The sequence below is a fragment of the Candidatus Accumulibacter sp. ACC007 genome, from assembly GCF_907163205.1.
Taxonomy (GTDB): domain Bacteria; phylum Pseudomonadota; class Gammaproteobacteria; order Burkholderiales; family Rhodocyclaceae; genus Accumulibacter; species Accumulibacter regalis.
The window spans coordinates 407,984-431,677 of sequence record NZ_CAJQUD010000001.1 but is presented as its reverse complement, the minus strand read 5'-3'; the positions used below and the strand labels follow the sequence as shown (position 1 = coordinate 431,677).

At 64.1% G+C, this 23,694-nt stretch carries 16 protein-coding genes; 5 read left to right on the top strand and 11 right to left on the bottom strand.

The window, feature by feature from the left end:
• Positions 1-17: 17 nt before the first annotated feature.
• Positions 18-251: a hypothetical protein gene (locus QZ634_RS21475; protein WP_366145347.1), complete on the bottom strand. Its 234-nt coding sequence runs from the start codon at positions 249-251 to the stop codon at positions 18-20.
• Positions 252-1,110: 859 nt separating this feature from the next.
• Here QZ634_RS21475 and QZ634_RS01785 point away from each other — a divergent pair.
• From QZ634_RS01785 to QZ634_RS01775, 3 genes are all read left to right on the top strand, one after another.
• On the top strand, positions 1,111-6,540 hold the full coding sequence (locus QZ634_RS01785; RefSeq protein WP_291985047.1) for a DUF4157 domain-containing protein: 5,430 nt from the start codon (positions 1,111-1,113) through the stop codon (positions 6,538-6,540).
• 78 nt (positions 6,541-6,618) lie between these two features.
• Complete coding sequence (locus QZ634_RS01780) at positions 6,619-7,518, top strand: hypothetical protein (RefSeq protein WP_291985044.1); 900 nt, start codon at positions 6,619-6,621, stop codon at positions 7,516-7,518.
• 173 nt (positions 7,519-7,691) lie between these two features.
• Complete coding sequence (locus tag QZ634_RS01775) at positions 7,692-8,279, top strand: class I SAM-dependent methyltransferase (RefSeq protein ID WP_291985042.1); 588 nt, start codon at positions 7,692-7,694, stop codon at positions 8,277-8,279.
• A gap of 682 nt (positions 8,280-8,961) precedes the next feature.
• On the opposite strand, the gene QZ634_RS01770 is transcribed toward QZ634_RS01775, so the two are convergent.
• From QZ634_RS01770 to QZ634_RS01735, 8 genes are all read right to left on the bottom strand, one after another.
• Positions 8,962-9,150, bottom strand: coding sequence for a PLD nuclease N-terminal domain-containing protein (locus tag QZ634_RS01770; RefSeq protein WP_291987941.1), 189 nt, complete (start codon positions 9,148-9,150; stop codon positions 8,962-8,964).
• 85 nt (positions 9,151-9,235) lie between these two features.
• Complete coding sequence (locus QZ634_RS01765) at positions 9,236-10,498, bottom strand: DUF2254 domain-containing protein (protein ID WP_291985040.1); 1,263 nt, start codon at positions 10,496-10,498, stop codon at positions 9,236-9,238.
• Between the two features lie 200 nt (positions 10,499-10,698).
• Complete coding sequence (locus QZ634_RS01760) at positions 10,699-12,555, bottom strand: alpha/beta fold hydrolase (RefSeq protein WP_291985038.1); 1,857 nt, start codon at positions 12,553-12,555, stop codon at positions 10,699-10,701.
• A complete protein-coding gene (locus QZ634_RS01755) occupies positions 12,552-14,231 on the bottom strand; it encodes a transposase (protein ID WP_291985036.1) in 1,680 nt (559 codons plus the stop codon). Before QZ634_RS01755 ends, QZ634_RS01760 begins: the two co-directional genes overlap by 4 nt.
• A complete protein-coding gene (locus QZ634_RS01750) occupies positions 14,228-15,106 on the bottom strand; it encodes a DUF4338 domain-containing protein (protein WP_291985034.1) in 879 nt (292 codons plus the stop codon). The genes QZ634_RS01755 and QZ634_RS01750 overlap by 4 nt, the downstream gene beginning before the upstream one ends.
• Before the next feature lie 39 nt (positions 15,107-15,145).
• Complete coding sequence (gene tnpB / locus QZ634_RS01745; protein WP_291985032.1) at positions 15,146-15,493, bottom strand: IS66 family insertion sequence element accessory protein TnpB; 348 nt, start codon at positions 15,491-15,493, stop codon at positions 15,146-15,148.
• On the bottom strand, positions 15,490-15,909 hold the full coding sequence (locus QZ634_RS01740) for a hypothetical protein (RefSeq protein WP_291985030.1): 420 nt from the start codon (positions 15,907-15,909) through the stop codon (positions 15,490-15,492). Before QZ634_RS01740 ends, tnpB begins: the two co-directional genes overlap by 4 nt.
• A gap of 149 nt (positions 15,910-16,058) precedes the next feature.
• A complete protein-coding gene (locus QZ634_RS01735; RefSeq protein ID WP_291985027.1) occupies positions 16,059-16,853 on the bottom strand; it encodes a PEP-CTERM sorting domain-containing protein in 795 nt (264 codons plus the stop codon).
• 684 nt (positions 16,854-17,537) lie between these two features.
• On the opposite strand from QZ634_RS01735, the gene QZ634_RS01730 reads away from it, so the two are divergent.
• Together QZ634_RS01730 and QZ634_RS01725 are read left to right on the top strand one after the other, a co-directional pair.
• A complete protein-coding gene (locus QZ634_RS01730; RefSeq protein WP_291985025.1) occupies positions 17,538-19,490 on the top strand; it encodes a malonate decarboxylase subunit alpha in 1,953 nt (650 codons plus the stop codon).
• A gap of 109 nt (positions 19,491-19,599) precedes the next feature.
• On the top strand, positions 19,600-20,085 hold the full coding sequence (locus tag QZ634_RS01725) for a DUF2501 domain-containing protein (protein ID WP_043567255.1): 486 nt from the start codon (positions 19,600-19,602) through the stop codon (positions 20,083-20,085).
• 42 nt (positions 20,086-20,127) lie between these two features.
• On the opposite strand, the gene QZ634_RS01720 is transcribed toward QZ634_RS01725, so the two are convergent.
• Entirely contained in the window at positions 20,128-22,029 is a 1,902-nt protein-coding gene (locus tag QZ634_RS01720; protein WP_291985023.1) for a diguanylate cyclase, read from the bottom strand.
• A 136-nt stretch (positions 22,030-22,165) separates the two neighbouring features.
• A complete protein-coding gene (locus QZ634_RS01715; RefSeq protein WP_291985021.1) occupies positions 22,166-23,617 on the bottom strand; it encodes a patatin-like phospholipase family protein in 1,452 nt (483 codons plus the stop codon).
• Positions 23,618-23,694: the final 77 nt, after the last annotated feature.

Sequence of the window (23,694 nt, the reverse complement as noted above, 5' to 3'; positions counted from 1 at the left end):
AGCAAGGACAGGCCGATTCAGCCATTGCGGTGGGCCAACTGTTCATAACTGGGAACTATGCATAATGGCCGGCTGCCGACGGTCAGGGCGGGCCTGCCTTTGCGTTGCAACGATCGAAGTCCCGCATAAAGGGCCCAGAACGCCGCTGGAGCGACGATCGGGTAGCGTTCAGCCATCGCTAGCAAGTCCTTGTCGCCGGTGATGAGGTAGTTAGCGCCCGATGCCTTGAGTGCGGCGAGCAAAGTGCCCATGACGGCCTGATCATCACAAGCGCGCCAGTCTGGTTCTACGCCTGGCAGCCGTTCGGTGACTGCGGCGGGGAGCGACGATGCAGTTGCTGCTTCGCGAGATCGAAGCGGTCGTTCGTCACCACCAGAACGCTGGCGGCAAGAAGGCGGGTCGAACAAGCGGGTCAAACGTGGACACCTGAAGACGCCCCCGCCCGCGGGGAGCGGCAGCACCTGCCCGGCCGAGCACGGCCGGCCATCGCAGCGACCATGCAAGCGCTCAGGGTCGCAGCAGCCAAGCGAGCAGCGTAGTGTTGCACGCCGTATGAAAGATAGGAATTCCGGCGACGAGACGGTTTCAAGCGGCTGCCCGGCTTGCTGAAAGCCTCGTCTGAAATGCGGCGCCAGTTCGGCCGTTACGGTCATGGGGGGAATGCGCCCTGAGCGTCGGCGGTACTTCGTATTGCCGCCGTTCGACCGGGTTCGCGGAAAAAGTCTGCGCCGGCGACGACGGGCGGGGGAAGCGTGGGCTGTCCCGGCTTTCCCTCCGGGTTTCCTGCTCCCGGGGCATCCGGCAGTGCCCGGGGCGCCATTTCGGATGGGCTCGTCTGCAAATGGTGACGCCTGCCGGCCCGAGATCGGCGATTGACGGCCGCACGCGGCGTCAGCCATACTCATCCTAGGCTGGTTGGATTTCCTATCCTTTACGCGGCTGCCGGGCTTGCGCAGACACCATCAAGCCGTGCCACGCGGGGCGTTTGTCCTACAACGCCATGCGTGCCTCTCGCGAGAGCGCCAAGAGGCGCGCCGGCCGCCGAATCGCCGCGCAATGTTCTCTGGTCCGGTTCATGGCGGCGAGCAACCGACAGTGACGGGAGATGAAATGAGCAAGCTTGCTCTCTCTCGCAGGCGCGTCTCCGACGGAGTTGCCAAGTCGGTGCACGCCGCGCGCCCGGCGACGACGCCGGCGACGCCGGGCATGCCGCGCTACCTGGAAGGTCGCCCGGACGCAATGGCCCAACCGACCGACGCAAGCGCAGTGCCGAGCGCTGCGATCGCCGATCGCGTGATGTCGAATGCATCGTGCCCCGCGTGCGCAACAGGGGTGCCATGCGCGGCTTGCGGCAAGGGGATCGAGCGCTCCAAGGAAGGGCCCGCGCAGCCGAGTGGCGGCCGTCGCCCTGAGAGCGCCGCTCCCGCGCCGGGCCTGGGGGCACCCGCGACAGCGTTCGCCCTGCACGGCGTCCGGGCAAAGCTCAGCGTCAGTCGCCCGCACGATCCGGACGAGGAGGAAGCCGACCGCTGGGCGGACCGGGTCATGCGTATCCCGACAGGCGGGCCGCCCGCGACGTCTCCATTCGTAGGCACGACCGGCGCGCGGGCTTCGGCGAAGGCGCAGCGCGACACGCAAAGCCCTTCCCTATCGCGAAAGCCGACAGCGTCGGGCCCGGCGCCCGCTGCCTCCATCGCCATCCCGAGCCGGAACAGCGGTCGGGCGTTGAACTCGAGCGCGCGTGACTTGTTCGAGCCACGCTTCGGTCGTGATCTCGGTGACGTTCGCATCCACGACGACGCAGCGGCCGCCGATTCGGCGCGCCGGATCGGCGCGCGTGCCTATGCCTACGGTGATCAGGTCGTCTTCGGCGCCGGCGAGTTCGCGCCCGAAAGCAACGCCGGGCGCCACCTACTCGCCCACGAGCTGACCCACGTCCTCCAGGCAAACGGCGGTGAACAGCGCATCCGCCGCACGCCCGAGGATGTCGCGCGACTGAACCAGCTTCCCTTGTCGGCACACCGATCCCGGCCGCATTTCACCATCGCCTTCTACTCGGTGTACGCGGAGGCGACGGGAGATCTCCCGGATTTCAAGGCACGCATCAAGTCGGCCTGCGCCGAGAGCAGCGAGGGGCTGAATCTGGACGCGGGGAACCAGGGCTCGGTCAACGCGGCGGCGGACGAGATGGCAGGGTTGACCGACGGCCTCACCGTCGGCGGAGCCTACCAGTCCCTTGATCTCGCCGGGGCGGTGAAGAAGCTCTACGAACTGATGCCCTCGGTACCGGGCGACATCCAGGTCACCAATTTCGGCTTCGAGTACATCTACGGGCGGCTGGTCTCGCATTCGGCGGATTTCGTGGCCTTGAGCCTGCAGGAGCACGCGCACGGCCCCGACATCGACGCCGACCCCGATCTCAGCGCGATGGCCGGCAGCAGCGACACAGCCTTCGTGCAGCTCTCGCAGGACCTCGCGCGCATCGTCGCCGCGCTCAGCGACGGCAAGAGCCTGCTGATGCTGGAGCTGGAGGGTTTGGTCGCCACGCTCGTCGATCTCCGCAACCAGTTCGATCCGCGCGCATCGCGAGACGAGCAAGCGGAGAACTACCGGATGCGCAGCGAGCTGGCGCGTCGGGCGCTGCTGGTCAACGACAAGCTGATGAAGATGACCGACGATCCGACGGCGCCCACAGCGCTGGACACCAGCGTGGAAAAGACGCTCTCGGAAATCCGCAAGACGGCGAGAAGCGAGGAAGACACGCGCACCGCGCTCGGTGACACGAAATCGCTGCTCGCGGCACAGCCGCTCAACATGGCCGAGCGGGTGGACGATCCCTTCTTCGAGGAAAGCGGGCTGAGCGAGGAGGCCGAAGCGGCGGAGATCAAGCCGCAAGTGGCGTTTCCGAAGACGACGGAGGGCTTCGCGGCCGCGGCGCAGCACGACCTCGCGGATCGGATCAACCGGCAAAGCGAGGGCCTGCAGGGGCAGCTGGCCAAGATCGTCCCGCCGCACGAGGACTCGAAATACAACCTGCCCGAGTTCGCGAAAGTACACCAGCACTGGTTCAGCCTCTTCGGCATCGAGGCGGAGAAGGTCATGATCCAGCAGGCCGGCGCGCTGGACCTGTGGCACGGCATCCACCAGGCGACCGCCATCGGCACGCTCTCGGTGAGCGGCGACACGATGACGGCCTGGCTGCGCTACGAAACCATGAAGCAGACCATGGGCCTGCTCGGACTCTTCGTCGGCACCGGGGTCGAGCGCGAGTTCGGCAGCGTGATCGGGCAGCAGAGCATGCGCCGCAAGCAGGCGCTTTCCGGAACCGGCGCCAGCGACGCGCAATACGAGTTCGCTGAGCTCTACGGCAGCGCGTCCTCCCTGACCGCGGGCGGCGAGGAGGCCTCCCGCAGCAACGTCGCCGCAGAAGGCGCCAAGACCAGTTCGGCCCAGTTCTCGCGCGCCGCCAGCGTGCCGCCGTTCCTGCAGACGGACGCTGCCCACCAGCAGGGGCTTACCCCGGCAGCGCTGCCGGTGCTGGGACTGCGCAAGGTCGAGGCCAAGGAAGGCTGGAGCTATCTGGTCGAAGTTCCCGATTACTTGTCGGGAAAAACCATCGCCTACGAGCAGAAGACGGCAACGCCCGAGGTGGCGGAATTCCTATTGGCGCAGCGCCAGCACGCCGCGACGCTCAAGAGCACGCATTCGGCATTGGTGGCGGTGCCCTCCCCCGGCAAATTCAGCAATGCCAGGACACTGCGGCACGTGGGGCCGACACCCGCGCTGGAGGGCGCCCAGACCTCGCAGACTTCCAGCCTCGAGCGAGCCGACCGGGGCGCGCGCAAGGCCATCGGCATGCCCGGACGTGGCAGCAGCACGACGTCCCCGACGGGTACCGAACTGCTGCAAGGCGCGATGCTCGACTATCTCAACTTCTTCTTCAAGGAGGGCGATTCGGCGCTGCGCGTCGCGGCGATCATCCATGTGATGAATGTCGAGCACGGCATCGGCAAGGTGTTCGACAAGATGCTGGAGCCAGCGGAAATCGCCAAGGTGCTGACAAAGGCTTTCGGCCTCGGCTTCGGGCTCGGCGTGCTGGGCAGCCTGGGGCCGATCGGCAGAATATTGTCCTTGGGGATCGGCAAGGCGATGAAAGTCGCCGGCGGAAGCGACATCACGGCCGCGCTCACCGTGGCGGCGTTCCTCAAGGAAGCGGCCGAGACCGGAGACTTCTTCACGGCGCGGATGATGGGCTATCTCGGCGTTCCAATTGTCGAGGACATCAAGCAGCTCTTCGAGTCGGTGATTTCCGCGCCGGCGGCGATGGCCGGCGCGAAGGCAGCGGATGCCAGCGTCAAGGCGGTGCTGGACAAGATCAACCAGAAGCCGCCGGCAAACATCGCCGAGGCGGCGGATCTCGCGCGCGAGCTGGCGAACGCCTCGCCGGAAGCGCGCGCGGACATGCTGGCCGCCATGGACAGCCATATCGCCGACATGGAAGCGCAGGGATTCGGCAAGACGCAGTCCAGCCAGGACTACGACTTCATGATCGCGTTCCGCAACGCCTTCCACCAGCAGAGCACGCGGAACCAGATGCTCGATCCGCTCACGACCAAGCTCGAAACCAAGGTGCCCGAGGAGGCGAAGACGCCGTTCGGCGGCGAGCCATTCCGCCTGAAGACTCCGGGTGAGCGCGCCAAGCTGCTGGCGGCGATGGGCGACCTCGCCGGCAAGGTGATGCTGTTCCAGGACCCGACGCTGCGTGGCGACGACGCGGCGACAGTGCAGGTCCATTACGACAACGGTAAGGTGCGGATTCATCACGGCAGCGAGGCGACCGCACGCGACATCGAGCTGCACATGCCCACGGTGCGCACGCTGCGCAAGTACGAGGGCTTCAGCGGGTCGGTGCGCAGCCTGCTCGCGCGCGCGATTTCCCTGCTCGGCTTCACGCAGACGCCGCAGTACGGCAGCAAGGGCTTCGAGGCCACGCTGGAAATCAAGAAACTGACCGAAATCCGCGACGATCTTTTCGCCCGGCAGGAAGCGATCGATCTCAACGCGCGGCGCCTGGTCGACAAGGAAATCGACAACGCGATCATCGACCGGCACATCGCCGACATCGACAAGCAGATCCTGCAGCACATGCGCGATCTCGACTCGCTGGAGGCCGGCCAGGGTTTCATCGCCGCCCGGAAGAAATCGGCTGGACTCGTGCGGGCAGAGACGCTCGGGCTGGACCAGGCGACTCCGACGGGGCACTACTGGCGAGAGCGCGAGGGGCAGCTCGAATTGGTGTGGCAAAACGAGAAGGCAGCGGGGTACTTCCTCAATCAGGATACCCTGCGAGCGGAGATCGCCAAGGGCAAGGCGGGCGATCCGAAGCTGGCCATTCGCCCGATCGCCGAGAACGCGTCCGCAGGTGCCCTGAAAGCGACTTCGATCGGTTTGGGCGATGCGCCGAAAGGACATCATTGGCGCGAGGACACGACCGGCGGGCTCAAGCTCGTACGCACGGACGAGAAGGCGCCGCACTTCTGGTTCGACCACGACGCCTACAGCAAGGCTGCCGACAAATCGAAACCCGCGAAATTCATCCGCCCGATCGCGGAGAAAGCCGACAGCGATTCGGCGTCATTCGACGCCAAGACCTGGGACGAAGCCTACGGCGAGCTCGGTGGCGGCGAGGCGAAGTCATCGTTCGGCAAGTTCACCAAAGCGATCGGCGGGCTCGGCGTCGACAAGGTCGCGATCATCGACAAGATGAAGCAAACGGAAGGCGGGGATTCGCGAGGCGATTCCCCGAACGGACTCAAGATCAGAACGATTCGGCACACGACCAAGCAGCACTTCATCGATGAAGTCATCCTGCCCCACCTGACCGATCCCAAGTCCCTGGCGGATTCGCCGCGCTACCAGGCGTTGATCGATCAGGGCATTGATCCGCGCGAGGCCCAGATCGCCGCCAGCCACGAGCGTCTGCTCAGCATCACGCGCCAGCTCGACAGCGCCGACATCGGAAGCCTGGGCGAAAAGTGGCACACCCACTGGTTCGCGCAAGCCCGCGACAAGACGCAGTTCAGCGTCAGCCAGAAGGATATCTCCGATCGCTACAAGGGCGCCGACCTCGGTCAGGATCGCAATCTCGACCTGCTGAAGCTCGTGGGCGACGAACAGGCCGATCTGGTGGAAATCAAGAACGTGTCCTCGCCGGTCGGCGAGCGCGAAAGGGGCGAACTCGACGCGCACATCGCGCTGCAGGGCAAGGATGTCATGCTGCCGGGCACGGCAGGGGCCAAGGCGACGCCGCGAACGATTCGCAAGGTCGTGTGGGTGATCCTTAATCCCGACTTCCTGACCTCGAATGCAAACGTCGTGTTCGTGACGGATCGGCTGAAGGAGAATGCGTTCCTGGAGTTCCGCATCTACGACGAGAACGGGACGATGGTCCCGGTCACGGGCGCGAACTATAGGACGGTGCTGGCCGGGCTGACCGCCGCAGCGAAGAAGTCGAAGGCTGCGCGCGAGGCGGTGCCTTGAGCCGCCGCGATCGAAGACCATGGTGCGCTTGGCAACGGCGCTTAAGATTGCTGCAGAATGGAGACGAGGGCGACAAACGTGATTGAACTGAGCTTGTCCGGAAAAGACATCAATGCGCTGGCAAGAAAAATCAGCGAGCAGTCGTACTTCCACGAGTCGCTGCCGGAAACGCTGGAAACCGATTACGCCGCGCAACCGATCGCGCCCGGGTGGCCCGATCGGATCGGTGACGCCTCGAAGTGCTTCGAGGCGGTGTGGGACGAACAGCGGCGCCTCGCCGTCTACCCCGGCCTGACGGTGGAGGTCACGCTGCCGCTGCCGCCGGAACCCGAACCGATCATCGATTGGCTGGGGGCGCTCGATTTCGACCTCGCATCCTTCTCCACGCTGTATCGCGAGTGGCAAGCCATCGATCCCGATTACATCCCGCCGGACTTCACCAACCGTCATCGCCTGCACGGCGCCTTTGCAGCGATCAAGGGCGCAGGCCACCGGCGACTGGTATCGGATCGGTGGCTCGACTACTGCCCGATCAAGCTGACGCGCCGCGGCGATCTTTCCTTCGTCCAGTTTCACGACCTGAAGGCCGATGCCGCCACCAGCCTGCAGCAAGCCAAGCCCGGTCACATCGCGCTCAGCAGCGAACCGCAGGGCGGCTTCATCAAGGATGGCTATCTGCTGCGGCATGACTTCAACGGGGTTCTCGAAGAACGCAGGGGCGTGCTGAAACTCACCGTGCTCGGGCGTGCCCTCTCGCCGCGGGAAATGCTCGACGCCTGCGTGGTGCGCGGGGAGGTCAAGGGCAAACGGGTCAACAATGTGGGCTTCGTCTTCCTTGACGAGACCGAGATCGGAGATCATCTTCACCAGTTGTGGTTGCGCGGGCTCGAATGCTGGACGATTCGCGACGGACGCGAGGTTCGCCTGGACGACGCCTATGCCCCGCCGCCGCCCGCGCCGCCTGCCTGGGCGCGATAGGCGCAGGAACGAAAGGCGAGCGATGAACAGATCGAGCTTTCACTCACGCCCCGGCGCGGCGGCGATGCCGCGCCCTTGCGGCCGATCGCGATTGCACTTCGATGAGCAGGGAGGGATCGATCATGATGCAGCGTTCCTGGTTCTGGGATCGGCTGGCCAAGCGCTACGCGAGGATGCCGATTATCGATCAGGCGTCCTATGAAACCAAGCTGGAGAAGACCCGGGCCCTGCTAAGGCCGGATAGCCGCATGCTGGAGTTCGGTTGCGGCACGGGTTCGACAGCCGTCTTGCATGCTCCGCATGTGGCCCATATCCTTGCCATCGACTATTCCGCCCGCATGCTCGACATCGCCCGCGAGAAGGCTCGGGCGGCCGGGGCGAGCAACGTGAGCTTTGCACAGGGCTCGCTTGCCAAGCTTGAAAGCCCTGCGGGCAGCTGGGACGTGATCCTGGCGATGAACATCGTCCACCTGTTGCCCGATCGGGCGCAGACCCTGACCCGGGTGAAGGAATTGCTCAAGCCGGGCGGCCTGTTCATCTCCAGTACCATCTGCATCGGGGGCGGCTCTTGGCAGATGCGTGCGGTGGCGGCGCTGTTTCGCGCATTGCCGTTGCTGCCCAGCGTTTTTTCGCTCACGCTGAGCCAGTTGACGGCGGAGCTGAAACACGCCGAACTCGAGATCGAGCATTGCTGGTCGCCAGGCGAAAACAAGGCCGTCTTCATCGTGGCGAGAAAGCGAGTCTCCGAAACGTCGCCCTGAAGGTTGCCCTGCCCCAAGGTTGGGGGCGCCGATATCGCGTTGAGGAGACGGGCAGGTCGATTCCATCGGTGTGGCGCGCGCGCGGGAAACCGCTCTCGAAAACCCCTGCCGCATTTTCGCCAGCGCCTCGGAGCTCCGGTTAGGCAGGTGTGCCCGAAGGTGTAGGCGCCACTGCCGCCCATACTCGTCAATCTCTGCCCGATCTTCCGCAGTTGACCGGATCTGCCGGTCCGTTAGCGGCGACGTAAGACCGTACAAATCTGGTGGCAAAAATTGGCGGCGATGAGTGCCGGCGGAGCGACAACAATCAGTGTCCGGTACTCGCTTTGAAGCAGGCATTCGGAACGAGGCGCACTTCATCTGGTCGTCGGCCAGAGCGGTCACTGGGGCCATGAGCCGTGAGCGGCGGCTGTGGTCGGCATTGCTGTCGTTCGACCGGGGTCGCAGAAAAAATCCGCGTCGGTGACTCCGGGCGGCTGCTTACTGAAGAACGCGACTCACCCTTTCGACCCCTATGCGAACGTCGTCTTGGCTGGGAGCGGACGTCCAAAAAACGGATCGGATCGTGGCTTCGTGAGATCTATCCTTATCCGTTAGGGCGCGCGATGCCATGCTCGTCCTCCAGTACAGACTCACTCGCGGCTTCCACCGAATGCCTTGCAGCCAAGTGCCACTTGGCACGCTACGTTCCTCGATTACGCGGCCCAAGGAAGAACCACAGGATCAAGCCCAGCACGGGCAGCAGCACCACTGCGATTATCCAAATCAGCTTCTTCTCGTTCGAAGCGGAGCTTTGGAAAATATTGATAATTGCCCAGATGTCTCCGATCAGTATCAGGAGGCCTAAGACGCTGCTGTATTCGAAGTTCATCATTTTGGTTCCTTCCCTGTTCAGTGGGAGCTGTCAATCCCTGACGCCCGCGACATGCGGGCCTAATCGCGCAGAACTCGTTCTGCTAAACAGAGCTGGCGAATTTCGCCAACTTTCGCACAACCTCCAGGTCTTCAGGAATTGCCAGCACATTTTCTGCCCTAGCAAGTGCCATGCGGGAATGGTGTATCGCGGCCTCCCGCATCTCGGTATCTCCGATCGATGCCAGCGACTCAAACGCTTTTTGGAGCCGCCCCGCAACTTCGATGGCGCCCGCTCCGTCACGAGCAATCGCTGTGAAGGCATCATCGAACATGTCCCGCAACGATATTTCTGGCACCTCCACACGATCACATTCAGAAATGCGTGTGTCGTCGTCCTCGACAGGCTCACTCCAGAGCGCAAAAAGTCGCACGAACGTTCCAATGATTCCGATTGCCGTACCGGGATCATTGACTGCAGGTGACAACGCTCGACTTGCAATTTCAGAAAGAACGATAAGGCCGAATCGAGGATCTTCGTCGAATTGCCTGCCATTACCGAGTATGAATGCCTGTCCTATCTGCCTGACATCGATATCAGACAAATCACCCGAGTCCGCAGTCACATAGGCAAGCGCCCGGCCCGGCGCAGAAAAAGTACCGGGCAAGGCTGCTACCGTGATTCGCACCCGCGATTCTTCCGCATACGTCTGCAGCGCAGCGACATCGACGCGCTGTACGTACCCGATCGAGCCGCCGTAAATGGCCTGACCCTCATTCTGACACGGCCCTGCAGGGACACCGCGAAGGGTAGGGGCGCATCGCCTTCGCTGTAAAGCAGCAGCAGTCGCTGCCTCAACCTTATCGATGGTTCCCCCGAGGCGCCCAAGGCGTGCAATTCGATCCACCCAGCTCACGAATGTAATAACAACCATGGCAAGAATCATTAACGTCAGAGAAAATAACGCGAAACGCCCTGCTCTATCGTAATAGCCATTTTGTAAGGCGATAAGCGCGACGATGCTGAAGATGAAGGCACCAATAAATGTCGAGAGAGCGTTCTGGGAAACGTCGTCGGAGATGACCAGGGAAAAAGAGCGCGGCGTTGCGGTGCTGCTGGCCGAGGCATAGGCCGAGACCATCGATGCGACAGCAAAAGTGGAGATCACCAACATGCTAGCGGAAATAATGGTAAGCAGGGTCTCTATCGAGTCTGGGGTAATCGCCGGAACAAGCGGGCCGATTCCGGTACTGTCCGCCGTTTTCGCCAGAAACACTACGGTCGTTGACAGCACGCACATCGCGAGAGGCCTGACCCACAGCCGCTCGCTGATGCGGTTTAGAAGGAACCTCAATCGATCGCCCATTACTCCACTCCCCAGTCGTTCGGTATGACGGTCCGTTACGGATCTCGTCCGGTGGTCAACTCACTCGGCAGAGACCATTTTCTGCGTGTAGAGTTCTACAGTGCAGTTGCCTATTACGAGCATCTGTTGAGGGCGAAAGAAGAATTTTTCCACTATTGACACCAAACGTTGTTTTCCGACTGGTTTTCGCCCCGATTTGCCTACCTCATCAGCACGTAGGTTCCCGGGCTGTCGCACAGCGGCTCGTAGCCTTCGTCCGGGGCACCCATGCTTGGCGGCGCTTCGCTGCCCGACGAGTGCCGCGTCAGCCACTGCTGCCACACCGGCCACCACGAACCCTCGGTGGTTGGCGTGCGCTGCTTCCAGGTTTCCGGGTCGATGCAGCGGTCGCCTTCGTGGCAGACGCTGAGCTGGAAGGAGCGGTGGGCGTGGCCCGGTTCGTTGACGATGCCGACGTTGTGGCCGCCGCTGGTCAGGACGAAGGTCAGCTCGGTGGCGTCGCTTTGCAGGTGCAGCTTGTACACCGAGTGCCAGGGGGCAACGTGGTCGCCAGCCGCGGCAACGGCAAAGATCGGGCAGTGGATGTCGCTGATCGAGATGGCGCGGCCCTCGACCATGTACTTGCCCTCGAAAAGCTCGTTGTCCACGTACAGCCGGCGCAGCAGCTCGGAGTGTTGGCGATACGGCATGCGCGTGCCGTCGGCGTTACACGCCATCAGGTCGAACATCGGCTCGCGGTGTCCGAGGTAGTACTCGCGAACCATCTTCGACCAGATCAGGTCGGCCGACTTGAGGACCTGGAATCCCCCGGAGACCTGCTTGTGATCGAGGTAGCCTTTCTGCCACATCATGTCTTCGAGCAGCGTCACTTCGCTGGCATCCATGAAGACGTTGATCTCGCCGACTTCGGTAAAGTCGGTCATGGTGGTGAACAGGGTGACGCTGGCCAGGCGCTCGTCGCCGTCGCGGGCCATGGCGGCGGCGGTGATGGTCAGCAGGATGCCGCCCAGGCAATAACCGGCGGCGTGGATCTTGCGCCCGGGTTGCAGCTCGGCGACGACGTCGATGGCGGCCAGCGTGCCGTGCCGGCGGTAGTCCTCCATGCCCAGGTTGCGGTGCTCGGGACCCGGGTTGAGCCAGGAGACCATGTACACGGTGTGGCCACCGGCGACCAGGTATTTGACCAGGGAGTTGTGCGGCGAGAGGTCGAGGATGTAGTACTTCATCATCCACGCCGATTGCATCAGGACGGGTTCGCGCTGGACGCTGTCGGTGCTTGGCGAATATTGAATCAGCTCGATCAGGTGATTGCGGTAGACGACCTTGCCGGGAGTGATGGCCAGGTTCTCACCGACGCGGAAGGCTTCGACCCCGGCGGGCGGTTCGTTGCGCAGTGAGCGCTTGAAGTCCTCGCGGTAGTTGCTCGCACCGCGCGCCAGATTGGCGCCGCGCTCGTTGATCGTCGCTTCGGCGATCTCGGGGTTGAGGAAGGGGATGTTGCACGGCGCGGTCATGTCGAGGATCTGGCGGGCGGTGAACGAAACCGCCGCCTGGCTGTGCTTCGAGATGCCGCGCACGTCGGTGGTCGCGTTGTGCCACCACTGCTGATTGAGCAGGAAGCCCTGGTAGATGACGTTGTAGGGAAAGCGCTGCCAGCCGGGATGGTCGAAACGGTGGTCGCCGCGGAGCGGTTCGATGCACGGCTCGGCGTTGCCGGTGATCGCCGACGTCAGGGCGTAGCTGCTTAGGCGCATGGCCTTGCGCGTCGCCTTGGCGGCCAGTTGAAACTGCTTCCCGGGTGACGAGCCAAGGTGCACCATCCAGTCGAGGTAGGCCATGGCCAGCGACGCCGGAGAAACACCCCCACTCAGCTGGCCGAACGCGATGTTGGTCATGCGGTCGATTTCTTCCAGGGCGCTCGAATCGAGCGTGTGGCGGTCGCCGAGGCGGCGCGAGAATTCTGGATGAGGGGGTAGTGTTACGGTTGGTTGACCGGCAGTTGCCGTTGCCTCTGATTCGCGGATCGACCCTGCGGGGTCCTTGAGGTTTGCGCTCACGGGATCTTTGTCCTTGGATGCCAAAGCGCTCGACAGCCGTTGCCGCCACACACTTTGGCCAAAACAATTCTGGAAAATGAAGCGGGTTGATGGGTTTGGTCCAACTCAACCCGATGATCCCTTCCTCCGCCACGCCGAAAAATCGGGTCAGCGGGTCGCCTACTGCGACAGCTCGCCGTATTGGGAACAGCCTGCGTGTCAATGACGCCGCCGACGACTATGTTTGTCATGCCGCGCGCGGCATGACAAACATTGTTGTCAATCGGGGCGCCCGCCACGCGCAGGAAGAGCGTCAGCTTCTGCCAGTGGTTCTGCATGTACGAGATTGCCTGCCCGAGCCCCGAGTGAGGCTCCACGAGGTGCTCCGCGAACTGCCTGGTCATCCAGTCCTCGAGCGCCTTCATGCGCGGGGCGCTCTCCTGCTGGTGCAGGAGCAGGCGATCCGGCGGCGAAAGACCTTTCCGCCGCGCCTGCTGGTCGGTGCGGAAGACCTCGCGTAGCGTCTTGAGGACGAAGGCGACTTCGTCGGGAAAGGCATTGGCCACGTCGACGTACTTGCGTCGCGCATGCGGAAGACAAGAAGCGGCCAGGGTCGGATGATCGCCCGGCTTGTTGCGAGACAAACCATCGGACATCTGGATCGGCGGATCCGGCGCCTCACGGCGGTCGAGCACCTCGGCGAGGTGTTCGCCGGCATGGCAGGGCCCGGTCTTGAACAACGCGATCGGACCGTGTGCCGTCTCGGCGACCAGCCCGGAAGTGAACACCCCGGTGCGATCCGCGCGGGCGCCCGGCGGCAGCGCCTCGGTGCGTGCCTCCTGGGTGAAGTTGAGAATACGCATCGTCGTATCGTCGTTGTAGAGCACCGACCCCTCGGCCGCCTGCTCAGCCAGTTCCGCAAAGGCCGGCGTCAGGCGTGCCGCCGCCTGCTGTACGACCTCCCACTGGGTCGCCGCCGGCAACGGGATGGCCAGCGCCTTCTCGAGCCGCTGGATACGGTGGAACGGCAAACCGCAGCCGTACTTCAGGAGCGCGATCATCGCCGCGGCGGTCTCGTCGTATTTCGCCTCGCCGACCCCTGCCGGTGGCTCGGCAGTGAACACCGTGCCACAGAGTCCGCAACGCAGCCGTTCCAGTTCATAGACCTGCGCCGCCAGGGGCGCCACCCCGGTCACGCGAACCAGCAGCGCCGGCGCTCGTCGTTGCACGTACAAGCGGCCCTCACAACCCGGCTCGGGGCAGCGATCGCCGTGCTTCAAGCGCGCATGGGCAACCGCGATGCGCGGCGCGCGGGGATAGTCCTCGGCCCCGTTGCGACCGTGCCCGGGGCGCTTCTTCTTCTCGCGTCGCGGGTCCGTATCGGTCGTGCCTGTCGGCGCACCACCGGGGTCCGTTTCGCCGGCCGCAGCCGGCGGACGCTCGCCCGTCTTCTCTTCCCCGAGAACCGCGGCCGTGCGCTCGCTCGGCGAGCCGAAGACAATCCGCTGCACCCGTGCCAGCGTGGTCTGCGTCGACTCAAGCTCGGCGGTCACCCGCGCGAGGGTGTCCACCGCGGCCTTGAGGGTGGCCTGCTCGGCCTCGGGCAACGCGCCGTCGCGGGTGCGCTCGACAATGGCGTTGAGCTCTTGAATCGGGATCTGTATCCGCCGAGGCGGTTTCTGCCGGCGCCGGGTCATGCCAAAGCCCCGAGGCGGCGACGGAAGTCCGCGTGCAGCGGGTAACCGAGGACTTGCTTTCGGGAACGGTTCGGGCGATGGCTCAGGTCGTCCTTGCCGCGACCGGTGGTCAGGCCCAGTTCCTGCCAATTGGCGGCCCGGTAACAGGTCCCCGCGTAGCGCTCGGGATCGACGAAGGTCTCCAGATAATGCACCGGATGGCCATAGAGCGTCTGCCAGTCGGCGCCAATCCGCCGCGCGACTCGGCCCAGGAGATGCGAGGCCAGATGCGGAACCCGCACCCAGGGCACCACGAGGAAGCGGCTCTGGTAGGCGATCTCGTGCACATGCGCCCGGCGCACGGCCGGCGACCAGCCGATGAAGCGGTCACGCGCAGCGAGGTGGCGCGGCGCCGAGGTGAAGCCCAGACAGGCGAGCGGCCGCCCTTGGCTGAACGCCAGGTACTTGAGCTGTTCGCCGACGCCCTGCATCGGGCCGAGGTAATGCGCCTCGGCGATCAGGTGATCGAAGAGTCCTTCCAGCGGCGTGCGTCGAACCGCCACCAGTTCGACGGGGCGCAAGGCGCGAAGATCCTGTTCGATCGGCGAGCGGTCCACGGCCACCGGCGGCGGCCGGCGGCGGACAATGGCGTTGTTCGGCGGGCGGTGGCGGACTTCTGGCAGGCAGATGTGCTCGGCCCGGTGCAGGACGAGCAGCAGGCTGCGGCAGACCATGTCGCGCAGCGCACCATTGGGCTGACGCCAGTCCCAGTGTTCGCACAGGCGTTGTGAGAACGCCCGGCGGCTGGCGTCGGGATGCGCTTTGAGCAGCGCGCGGATGGTTTCGAGGTCGCCGGTAGTAACCGTGCGGCCACGGTAGGAAAGGATCGTGGGCACGCAGACCGTTATACCGGTTCTGCATCTGGAACGCAAGCGTCAGGCGAGCGCGCGCCAGGGCGGCATCCCCCCGGCCGCCGCGTAATCGCCTCCCGAGAGCAGCACCGCCAGGGCGTGCGGGGCGAGCACCTGTCCCGGCGACTCCCTGGGCCAGCAGCGGAAGCGGCCCTGCGACAAGCGCTTCTGACACAGCCAGAAGCCTTGACCGTCATAGACCAGGAGTTTGACCGCCGTGTGCCGGCGGTTGCGAAAGACGAACAGGGCACCGCTGAACGGGTCTTCGGCCAGGACCTGGCGCACGCGCCGAGCCAGGCCGTCGATGCCGCAGCGAAAGTCGGCCGGCTCGGCGGCGACCCAGACGCGCAGGCGCGGGCTCAGCGCGATCACGGCCTTGTCTGCCACAGGCTGCGCGCGACCTCGGCGATCTCGCTGCTGGCCGCACGCGGCAGTTCGATGCGCAGCGCCCGGCCGTGCCGGTCAGAGAGGACCAGGATGCAGGGAGACGGGGCCAGTGGCAGGCCGAAGTCGAGTTCGACGAAGTCCGCCGAGGGCGCCGATGAGCGCACGCCGGCGGCGGGTCGCTTGGCGGTGACTGTGCTGGCCAGCCGGCGCTTCAGGCTGGTGTAGTCGAGTTTCAGGGCAACGGCGACCTTGGCGATGCCGTACCGGTCGGCGAGTTCGGTCGCTCGCGACCAGAGGTCTTCCGGGATACGCGGACTGCGCGGGCGGGTCTTCCGCCATTCGGCAAGGGCGGCCGCGGCATCGGCCAGCTGGGGGTCGGACACGGTTAGGGACGGCGCCATCGGGAGGCCTCTGGATCAGTGAATACGGGCCTACCACGCTACCAGACCGCCTCGGCGATTTCATGCAGCGTTGCCGAAAGGACACCAGACGTCTGGCTTAAAAAAAAAAGCGGCGCCCTCAGGCGCCGCCATCTCGACGCGTAAGTAGCCTACTTTGCGACACGCTTGCGAGATATGGCCATTCCGAAAAACGAAAGACCCAGCAGCGCCAATACACCCGGCTCCGGTACCTGCACGATTGCGCCAGGGTTGCCAACCACGGCATCGAGTTCAGGATCGGCATCAGACGCATTCCTTGAAATCAGACTGGAACGTACTCCGTAGTAGCGATAGTTGTTCGAGAAGGTGTAGTCGCGCGTGTACGCGTTCAATACTCCAAATTCCGCGCTGCCTCCGCGATAGACGAAAGTCGGCTCATCGCCAACGAAGGTGTAGGTCGGAAGCCCCGCACCACCGCCGGTCAGATTGAAAGCGCTGACGTCGGAAAGCAGGGCGAAGCTGGTGTTGTCGTTGCTTCCCCAAACGCTGTACTCCATCACGTCTTGCGCCTGGAAAGAGTCGGTGATGGGGCCGCCGTTATAGTGATCCTGATGCGTGTAGAGGCGCATCGTGTTCATGGCCGCTCCCATGTCCCAAACCATCATCGCGAAGCCATTGTCGGTTCGATTGATGACGGAGCCCGCCGCATAGCCCGGATACGCCTGGTCATAGATATAAGTCCGTTGACCATCGAGAGCCGACCCAGCGGCTGCGTTGATACCGCTACCGCCTGCGCCAGCCACTGAGCCCGTTGCGCCAGCGGCGAGGTGGGTGCCGACCACGCAGGTTCCGCACGATGCCAGGGCCGAAGAGGCTCCCGCGAGGTAAATCGGTGTGGCGTTGGATGCCGCAGAAAAAGCGGCGACACAACTCCCTAGGAGGATTGAACGAAGGAATTGGCTCATGGTTATCTACTCCTGAAGAGGTGGACAGGCAATATACAGCAACTATTGTGCCATAGAGCGTAAGTGATTGAATGCAAAATAGTTCGACTGGTCATAGAGTATGCCCTTGCCTAGCGGTTGTAAAAAAATCCGACATGCGAAAGCACTGGAAAGCAGACAAGCATCAACGGCTTTTGGCGCCAACGAAGTTCGAGGATTAGCCACCAAGCACTGACCGCTCTCGCCGACTGCGGGAGTTCGCCCTGGGGCAAACTGAGGCCGCGGCGATTCTGGCGGCGATCGACTAAACCCGGGGGGGGCCGGGGCGCGGCGGCGGCCGGCGGCGGGAGGCTTTCGGGACCGGAACGTGTCAATGACTTTGAGACACCGATGCACATTAATTTAGTGTGTATCGATCGGGCGTTTTCGCCGGCGAGTTCTCCTGCTTGGATGGATTGATCCAGGCGGCGCCAGCCTGCCTTCGCGTTGCCGCGATCGAAGTCCCGCATGAGTGGCCCCAAACGCCGCTGGAGCGACGATCGGGTACCGTTCAGCCCTGAGACGCCCCACCCGCCCGCACGTCATTGCGAGCAGGACGCGTGCCGGGTAAAGCCACGATCTGCGCTATGATCGAGCAAGCGGCCGGCTCATCAGCCGGTCACGCCTTCGGCTGGACCTGAAGGACATCAGCGAGAGGAAATCAGCATGCGCAGCAAGATCGTCACTGCCGACGAAGCCATCGCCCTGATCCGCGACGGCGATACCCTGGCCAGCACCGGCTTCGTCCAGACCGGCTTCGCCGAAGCCTTGCTGTCGGCGCTGGAGCGCCGCTTCGTCGCCACCGGCTCGCCCAGGAACCTGACCCTGTTCGCCGCTGCCGGCCAGGGCGACGGCAAGACCCTGGGCCTCAACCACCTCGGCCATGCTGGCTTGCTGCGCCGGGTGGTCGCGGGTCACTGGGGGCGGATGCCGAAAGTGGCGCAGCTGGCGCTCGACAACCGCATCCAGGCCTACAACCTGCCGCAGGGCATCATCTGTCAGTTGTTCCGCGATCTCGCCGCCGGCAAGCCGGGGTCGTTTTCCAAGGTCGGCCTGCATACCTTCGTCGACCCCCGCTACGGGGGCAGCCGCATCAATGCCGCGACGACCAAGGACATCGTCAGCCTGGTCACCGTCGATGATGAGGAGTGGCTGTTCTACAAGGTTGGCGAGGTCAATGTCGCTTTCATACGCGGCACCACCGCCGATACCTTCGGCAACATCACCATGGAACGTGAAGCGCTGACGCTGAACAACCTGGCCATGGCCATGGCGGCCAAGAACAGCAACGGCATCGTCATTGCCCAGGTCGAACGTATCGCCGAACGCAGCGGGCTACCGCCGCGCCAGGTCAAGATTCCGGGGATTCTGGTGGACTGCGTGGTCATCGCCGAACCGGCCCAGCACATGCAGACGCTGGCCACGCAGTACAACGCCGCCTACGCCGGCGAGTTTCGCGTCCCCGCGGCCAGCGTGGTGTCAACGCCACTCTCCGAGCGCAAGATCATTGCTCGTCGGACCGCCTTCGAACTGCCGCCCAACGGGATCATCAATCTCGGCGTCGGCATGCCCGAAGGGGTCGCGGCGGTGGCCAACGAGGAGCGCATCTCGCACTTGCTGACGCTGACCGTGGAATCCGGCCTGATCGGCGGCATTCCCTCGAGCGGAGGCAACTTCGGGACCGGGGTCAACATGGACGCGGTGATCGACGAGAACCAGCAGTTCGACTTCTACGACGGTGGCGGCCTCGACATGGCGTGTCTCGGCATGGCCGAGTGCGATGCCGCCGGCAACGTCAACGTCAGCCGCTTCGGCGGCCGCCTGACCGGCGCCGGCGGCTTCATCAACATCAGCCAGAACGCGCGTCTGGTGGTCTTCGTCGGCACCTTCACCGGCAAGGGTCTCGAAGTCGAGGTCAAGGACGGCAAGTTGCGCATCGTCCAGGAGGGCGGGCAGCGGAAGTTCGTCAAGCAGGTCGAGCAGATCACCTTCAATGGCCAGTACGCCTACGATCGCGGCAAGCCGGTTTTCTACATCACCGAACGCTGTGTCTTCCGTCGGGTACGCGGCGGCCTGGCGCTGATCGAGGTGGCGCCGGGCATCGACGTCGATCGCGACATTCTTCCGCACATGGATTTCGAGCCCATCATCGGCGAATACGCGGTGATGGACGCGCGCATCTTCAATGCCAATCCGATGGGTCTGGAAGCCGAGCTGCTCAACCTGTCGCTGCCCGAACGGGTCATTTACGACCCGGAGCGCAACATCCTGTTCCTCAATTTCGAGGGCATGCATGTGCGCGTCGAGGAGGACGTGAAGGCGATCTGGGACATCTGCGAGCTGCGCTGCCGGGCAGCCGGCAAGCCGGTCGGCGTGATCATCAACTACGACCGTTTTCGCATCAACCAGGACATGTACGACGCCTACGCCGAAATGGATCGCTACTTCCTGGCCAATTATTTCAGTCAGATCACCCGCTACGCGACCAGCGCATTTCTGCGCGCCAAGCTCGGCGAGGCGTTCTCGGCACGCAGCATCGCGCCGCACGTCTTCGAGCGCCGGGAGGAAGCGCAAGCTTTTCTGGCCGGCCGCAACGGCGACGCCGGCCAGCCGGGCTGAACGCGCGCAGCGACGCGGCAGGCAACCGCGAACGATTGGCAGAACGGCAGCAATGCACTACCGTAGAGCCATACACGCTTCCACAACCCGCGAATTGAGAGGCCCACCCATGAACGCACGCAACCGCCGCAGCACAGCCATCGCGGTCCTGATCGCCGCTTTCCTGCCTTTCCATGCCGCGCAGGCACAGCTTGGTGACCTGCTCAAACAGGGCGGCAGCAGCGCATCCGGGGCAACCGGCGGAGTCGGAGGACTCGGCGGAGTCAGCGGAGTCAGCGGCCTCGGTGATCTGGGCGGCGCGCTGTCGGGGCAGTCAGTCACCTCGGGCAGCGCCAGCAACGTCGCCGGTCTGCTCGAGTTCTGCATCAAGAACAATTATCTCGGCGGCGACAAGGCCGCTGCGGTCAAGGATTCCCTGACCAGCAAACTGCCGGGCGGCTCGTCCTCATCCGACGGTGGCTACAAGAGCGGCAAGAATGGCATTCTCAGCAGTGGCGACGGCAGCACCCTGGACCTGAGCGGCGGCGGCATGAAGAAGCAGGTCACCAAGCAGATCTGCGACAAGGTTCTCGATCAGGGCAAGTCGCTGTTGTAAGCGGGCGGCGGCCGAAACGCAACGCGCAGAACCGCCTCTCGCTCAGCGACAGAGGGACTTGCCGTTGGCAAAGAGGGCGACACGGTCCCGGCCCGCGCTCTTGGCCGCGTAAAGCGCCTTGTCCGCAGCGTTGAGCATGTCATCTTCCTTTTGCATGCCGTCTTCGATGCTGGCCACTCCGATGCTCACCGAGGTGTGGATGTCCACGCCGGCGACGCTGATGCGCAGAGCCTTGATCGTCCTGCGCAGACGCTCGGCAGCGAGCAGGGCCGTCCGCGCATCGGCGTCGTGACAGACGAGCAGGAACTCCTCGCCGCCGATCCGGCTGACGCTATCGTCCTTACGGGCGGCGCTCTGGATGGCCTTGGCCACGCCCTGCAATACCCGATCGCCGACCGCGTGACCGTAGCGGTCGTTGATCAATTTGAAATGGTCGACGTCGATCATCAGCGCCGCCACCGCGCGACCGGTACGCCGGGATGCGCTCCAGAAGCGGGCGAGCGCTTCCATGCCCGCGCGCCGGTTGGGTAACTCGGTGAGCATATCGGTCATTGCGGTATGTTCGAGGCGGCGGTTGCTGATCGCCAATTCGGCGGCAAATTGCTTGAGTTGCGCTCTGTCGTTCTCCCAGGCCTCGAGCAATTTCACGTAGTGCAGGGCCGCCCGCATGCGCGCGCTCAAGGCGCGCACATGCACTGGCTTGGTCAGGTAATCGTCGACCCCGGCCTCGAAGGCCTCGATGATCTTCTCGTCGTCTTCCTCGCCGGTGAGCATGACCACATACATCGACTGACCCCAGCCGGTCGCACGCAGTGCGCGGCAGAACTCGAGCCCATCCATCACCGGCATGCGCCAGTCGGTGATGACGATCTGCGGCATCACCTCCAGCGCCAGGGCCAGCGCTTCCTTGCCGTTCTCTGCGGTGTGGACCGTACAACCGAGCATGTGCGACAGCAGACCCTGGGTGACCAGGCGCCCGGTCGGGTCATCATCAACCAGCAGAACCACCTTGCGCGTGCGCGCCTCGTCGGCCTCGTCCTCGGGGCGCGGAACCGGCGCGGTGCTCATGTCGCTGAACGACGGCAGTTGGCCGGCGGGCACCTTGAGAAGCTCGGCCCAGGAATGCCATTGGCTGACGACCCGGTCGAAGACCTCTCCCAGGTCAGTCGCATCGAGCCCGATCTTGCCACCGAGAAGCATCAGTTCGGAGATGCTGGTCTGCCGCTCGGCCGCGGGCGAGCGGCCGAGATCGGCCATGCGCCGTGCCTGGAAGAGCAGATGGACCAGTTGGTAAGGCCGCGAACCTTCGGAAAAACCCGAATCGAGTGGAAACTCGTGATAGCAAACGGGTTCGGCCAGAGTCTTTGGAATGCCGCAATCGGCCATGATACCGGCCGTGAATTCCGTGTGATCGACACCCAGACGCTGGCGCTCCAGTTCGAGAAGCGCCTGCCCTGCCCTTTGCTCGGCGAGCACGGCACCATAATCGGCGGGGTAGACGGTGGCCAGAGCCAGGCAACCGATCTGCGCCATGAGGCCGCAGGCAAACAGTTCCTCGGGGGGCGCCGCGCGCAACAGCCTGCCCAGTTCCTGGCTGGCCACGGCCATGAACAGGGAATGCGACCAGAAGCCCGGATAGTCGAAGGCCGGGCAGGCGCCATGCAGGTACTGATCGACCAGGGAAAAACCCATCGCCAGCTGGCGCACGGTGGCCATTCCCAGCTGCATCACCGCCTCCCTGATCGAGGCCACCGGCCGGCCGCCGCTGGCCGCGGCGTTGGCCAGGCGCAGCAGGCGACTCGACAGGGCAGGATCGCTCTGGACGACCTTGGCCACCTCTTCCAGAGTGGCATCGTCGCGCCGACTGATCTCCATGACCGCCAGGGCCACGCCCTTCGGGCTGGGAAGTTGACCGCTGATGCGCAACTGATCGATCTTGCTCATGCTTGCCTGTACTTTTCTGCTGACGCTTATGACGCTTGCTGCCGTCGCGGATGATGATGATGAAGAATAACTTACTCTGGGAAGCAGTGGCCAGCCGCCGCACGGTTTGTGTGGCTCGCCTCCGCACTCTGGCCACTCAGTGCGCAGCGCCGCCCGTGCCTCCTTGCTGCGCCGCTACGCCCCCACCCATTTCGCGCACCACCGACTGGTACTCGGGCGACTGGCGCATCAGGTCCCCGGCAACGTCGCGCAGGCGGTCGATATCCTCTGCCGGGAGGAAGAAGCTGGTCGGCAGGTTCATGAAGTAGCGCTTGTCGTCGGGGTCACGGATCGCGCCGAAGCTGACGTCGATCACTTCCAGGGTCAGCTCCGGCAGACTCGCTTCGGCCTCGGCCTCGCTGGCCCCGGCGAGGCGCGCGCGGGCGACCTGCAGTTGGCGCTGCCAGCCCATGATCGCGGCACGATCCTTCATCGTCTCGATCGTTTCGAACGAGTAATGATCGATGGGCACGCTGGTGGACTGCAGGAGTTGGACGGTCATCCCCGGCGCTTCCTCGCTGCGATCCCAGTGCGTGGTTGGCGACGACTGGGAATTGACGACCAGCAGGACGATCCGGCGAATGCGGCCGAAACCGATCTCGCCGCGGAAAGCGGCGCTCGCCGCCTGCTCCTCGAGAAATTCCAGGACCCCGCGTACGCCGATGTTGTCGGCAACGCCGCCATCGACCAGGTGAATGAAGGGACGATCCTTGCTGTTCTGAAAACTCTCCATTTCCTGATGGCGCTGCACCGCGCGTGCCGACGGGCGAGCCCGGGTCTCGGGATTGGCGACATCGCGCACCCAGGCCGGATACTCGAAGCCACAGGTGCCGCCATAGTTGTTGAAGGTCACAGGCGAGAGCACCACCGGCACGGCCGACGAAGTGGCCGCCGCACGCGACAGCCGCACCTTGGTCAGATCGGAGCACAGCAGATCGAAATCATTCTGGAAGAAGGCCAGGCGCGAGCCACTCGAAAGGTCGGTGCCGGTGGCCAGGGCGACCGGCCCCTGCTTGTCGAGAAGATCACCAAAGGTGGCGCCTTCGAAGAGAATTTCGTCGTAGTACTCGGCCGCCAGTTCCGAGCGCCCGGCGCTGCCGCCGACGAACTTCCACCAGTTGACGGGATTGAGCCCGCGCGCGATCAGCGCGCCCTGCACGTCGCGCTTGAGGAAGCGCTTTTCGTACTCGGAGAACAGCCGGTCGCCATACAGGGCATACGAGAGCGCCGTGAAGCTGCCCCGCGAAACGCCGGTGATGACATCCACTTCGTCGATCAGGCGACGGCGCTGACCGTCGACCGTCACCTCGGTACGACGCAGTTCCTCGAGCACACCGTAGGAGAACGCCGCTGCACGTGTACCGCCGCCGGAAAACGAGAGCACGAACAAGGTCGATAACTGATTGTTCTGGCGCTTCGGAATCAGCAGCTGGGGTCGATAGCCGGACTGCGGATCGACCCGGGTAATCGGCTCGTTGATCGGCCGGTTGGCACAGCCGACGAGCAGCGCAGCGGCCAGAAGGACAACGAAAATATGATCGCTACGCATTGCTCACCCCTTGAGTTCAGCCGCCAATGGCAGCCAGCGCGCACTCGGCGGAAAAAACACCGCGCTTACGCACGACG